This is a genomic window from Pseudoalteromonas sp. BZA4 (assembly GCF_040104395.1).
In the GTDB taxonomy this organism is placed as follows: Bacteria; Pseudomonadota; Gammaproteobacteria; order Enterobacterales; family Alteromonadaceae; genus Pseudoalteromonas.
Genome location: NZ_JBECOT010000118.1, coordinates 1 through 3895 on the forward strand (window position 1 = coordinate 1; position 3895 = coordinate 3895).

The following is a 3895-nucleotide window of genomic DNA, read 5'->3' on the forward strand; positions in this document are numbered from 1 at the left end:
CATATGAACGGTCGGGTGTACGATTATAACCTTGGTCGTTTCTTGTCTGTAGACCCTGTGATCCAGTTCGTTGGTAACAGCCAAGGCATTAATCCATACAGCTACATCATGAACAACCCAATGGCCGGAACAGACCCAACAGGGTATGTTATCGACACCATTTGGGATGTGGGTAATGTTATTTTTGATGTTGGTAAAGTTGCATACGGTGCGGCTACTGGCAACGATGATATGGTGACAGAGGGCTTAACTGATTTAGCCATTGATGCAGCAGCCACGCTCGTTCCATTTGTGCCAGCAGGAGCCAGTAAAGCTGCAAGGGCGGGAGCTGAAAAGGTTGCTGATGCTCGTCAAGCTTCTAAGAAGACCGATACAACGCCAACGACTCAAAAGAGTGAAAGCAGCTCAAATACTGATGGCGGCACTAAGACAACTAACGGCGCGGATAACACTCAAAGCGCTAATAGTGCAGGTCAAAAAACAACTGATATTGGAAGTCCGAGTCAAATATCCAAAAAGGATCAACTGGCACAAAATAAAGCTCAAGGTAAAGCAGGTGAAGCCAAAGTTCGTCAGGAGTTAGGTGATGCTAACCGTGGTGAACAAGTTACAGTGGAAACACTTGATGGTGATAGGGCTAGAGTGGACTTTGTAACGACTAAAGATGGGCAGCCAAACCTTGTTGAGGTGAAAACAGGGAATGCTTCACTTTCTAAAGGGCAGCAAGCAGTTAAAGATGCAATTGGTAGAGGAGAACCGGTCATACCTCGGGGAGCTAATGCGGAGAAAGCTGGCTTACCTGTAGGTGAAAAGATTGCGTGTTCGTTTGAAGAGAAAAGGTGTTAGGTGATGTCCGGTAAATTAGTACCTATGGGAAAATTACTAAGCGATACATGTATTTCTCTTTTTAAAGAAATAGGCTTTAAAAAGAAGAAAGAAGGTATTTTTTATAAACAATATGGTGATGATCTGTATCTGAGAATCGGATTTAACGAATCAGACAAGTCAGCTAATTCACTTGTTATAAATCCAATGTTTGGTGTCGGTTGGAGGAAGTTAGAGTCATTTTTGACTGAGTGCAATAAGGGAAAATACTCTCCATACTTGTATGCTAGTTTTTCGTCTAATATTGGAGGATTTGATGATAATAATGATGTCGTTAAATTTACCTTTGAGAGGGATAGCATCATCGAAGATGCACAGTCGTTTCAGGGGTATTTGAATTTTATATCTCTTAAAACAGAAGAGCGTTTTGCCAATCATTCTGATTTATTAGACGGGCTTCTGAGGTATACCTCTGTAAGACAGCAACAAGAAAAATTAGCCTGTTATCATTTCTTACTTGGTGATAAATCAAAGGCTCTTAATATTCTTGACAAAGAGAGGGAACGTTTGAGTTCAGCTCACCCCGTTATGCAAGAAGAGTTTGAAATGTTTGCTAATGAGTTTAAGTCTAAAGTAACCAGTTGATTCTTGTTAATAATTAATGAACAAAGCCCACGCTCGTGGGCTTTGTTGTTTCTGGGTCTAAGCGGCCAACTCGTTCTCGTTGGTGATCTGCTGAGAGACTTCCTGCTGTGCCTCTTGCTCGGCAATGTACTCACTGGCCATGGCTTTGTGTTTATTGATGCTCATGCACCGTGCTAATGTTTTCAGGCGTGTGGCCATATCAGGCGTTTGACCTTTGTCGGCTTGGCCGCTTTGGGCATCCAGCTCTTGGCCATTGACGAACCAGTGGCAGTTGTCTTTGTGACGGCTTCCGGCCACGTAACTTGCGGCTCTGTCCATGGCGGTTGTATACAGCACAAAGGTATCGCCATCAATCGTGGCACCTTGGCTGCTGTAAACCGTACACGCATAGGCTTGCACCAGTTGCAGCCTGCCTTGCTCATCCGAGTAATCCGACTGATAAAAGCTCACCGTGCGGCCTGAATCGAGTTTGACGGTAAAACGAATATCATCACCTTGTTGCAGTACTTGGGTGATGGTGCCTTGCTCACCGTTGGTGAAATCTCGTTTGTAATCGTTCTTGGTAAACCTGACCCGCTCACCTTTGGAGAAAGCAAAATACAGACTTTGATTGGACACCACACACTCGGTCAGGATGTTTTCGGTGCCCAGTTTTCCTTGCTCTTGATAGACCTTGCGCACCAAGTCATTGAGGGGTTTTACGTCCTTCCAACGCTGCGCCATGATCATGGTTTGCTTGTCGGGATTAACCTCGGAGTACGCTTGCCAGTGTTTCACCAACTGCTCACGGGCGCTCTGGCTGTCCTTTTCGATATGCAGCAAGCCTTTGCCTGCAAAGGTGTCCAGTGCCGCTTTGGCATTACCAGCGCGTAAGTCATTGACCGCCGTACGTGCCCACGCTTCTCGTTGACGTCGGATGGTATCAATTCGCGCACAGCCTTGGCGCTGAGAAAGATAACGCAAGCTGCCGCCATGGGTTATCGCATCCATCTGCTGTTGCTCGCCGACCAAAACCAGCTTGGCTCCAGCGGTGTGCGCGGCCTGCATCAATTGCAACAAGTCCGGCGTGGCCAGTTGGCCAGCTTCATCCAGCAATATCACTGTGTCTTTGAACTTGGCTTGGCCGTTGCCTTTGCCTAGCTCGGTTAACAAGCTGGCCAAGGTTGTGCTTTCAATCCCGGTGTCCTTTTCAAGCTGCTGCGCCGCTTGTCTAGCCACGGTGGCACCACGCACGCTAAACCCTTGGGATTGATAGGCTAAGCGCATGGCTTGCATGGATGTGGACTTCCCAGCTCCCGCCCGGCCTTGAATGATATCCAAACTCGACTGACACACCGAAAACACCGCCTCGACTTGCTCATCCGACAGCGCAAAACCTTGCTGCTGCCCTTGTTGGCTAATGGCGTTTTTAATGGTGCGTTCATCCAGCTTGTAATGGTGACTGGCGTGCATATTATCGGCATGGTTTAACAAGTCTTGCTCAATGGCCAGCATGGCCTTAGTGGTGTAAATCTGGTTGTTGCTGAGGTCTTTGCCAAGGCTCACCATGTCGTTGTCGGCTAATAATTCTCGCACCGTATCTTCAATGTCTAAACGTGATACATGATTAAACTGAGCTTCGACCCCAACAGCGGCATAGATATCCTGCAAGCGGAATACCGCTTGGGACTCAATCAATTTATCCAAGATATGCTGCAACGGCAGCGGCTCAGGAAAGGGGATCAGGTTTGGCTCACGTAGGTTATCCATGTCGGCTTGGGTAAAGCCTAATCTGTCCATGTCTGCTTGCCATGAGGCAAAGAGCTTTGGTCTGTCCACGGTTTGCTTGTAATCACGGGAGTTTAAGGTAATGGTATCCCCAACTTTAGATGCGGCCTTGTGTACGCCCATGGCTTCCATTTGTGCTCTGATGGCTTCAGCACGTTTTGAAAAGAATTGGCAAATACCTTGGTCAACGCCTTTGACTTCAAAGTGCTTGTGACCTTCCACGGCTTCAACTTCAAAGCCCAGCTCACGCAAACCGTTAGCCAAGGCACTGCGGTAGATAGCACCGGATGCCATCTGCCATAAGAAAAAGTGTTTCGATTCCAGCGTGCCCCAGCTGCCGTCTGCGCGTGGTGCAAGGTTGGCAATGAGACAGTGGGTATGGAGTTGGGGGTCTTGTGCACGGGAAGTACAGTGCTCAAAGGTCGCCCCGATTAAACCGGTGACACGCTCTTGAATATGACCGCCTTTGCCGCGTCGGGTAAAGGCGGCATGTTGCTCGATAAAGCCAAACGCTTCCTCGACGGCCTTTTGCTGAATCTCTTGAATGGCTTTTCGGAGATCGTCATCGGCACGAGCAAAGAGCATGGACACGGATTTGGGGGCAGAGAAAGTCAAGTCCCAGCCCGGTCTGTGGTGGACTCCGGCGTTTTCACACAAG

Annotated in this window: 3 protein-coding genes; 2 read left to right on the forward strand and 1 reads right to left on the reverse strand. The window is 48.1% G+C overall.

Annotation, left to right across the window (positions count from 1 at the left end; genetic code table 11):
- Nucleotides 1-846 (forward strand): RHS repeat-associated core domain-containing protein (locus tag ABMY41_RS21450; RefSeq protein ID WP_349276218.1); only part of this gene is annotated, 846 nt, incomplete at its 5' end.
- Nucleotides 847-849: 3 nt separating this feature from the next.
- On the forward strand, nt 850-1470 hold the full coding sequence (locus ABMY41_RS21455; RefSeq protein ID WP_289096986.1) for a hypothetical protein: 621 nt from the start codon (nt 850-852) through the stop codon (nt 1468-1470).
- A gap of 57 nt (nt 1471-1527) precedes the next feature.
- Here ABMY41_RS21455 and mobF read toward each other — a convergent pair.
- Nucleotides 1528-3895, reverse strand: a 2368-nt coding sequence (mobF, locus tag ABMY41_RS21460) for a MobF family relaxase (RefSeq protein WP_349276220.1), incomplete at its 5' end; no start/stop codon positions are given.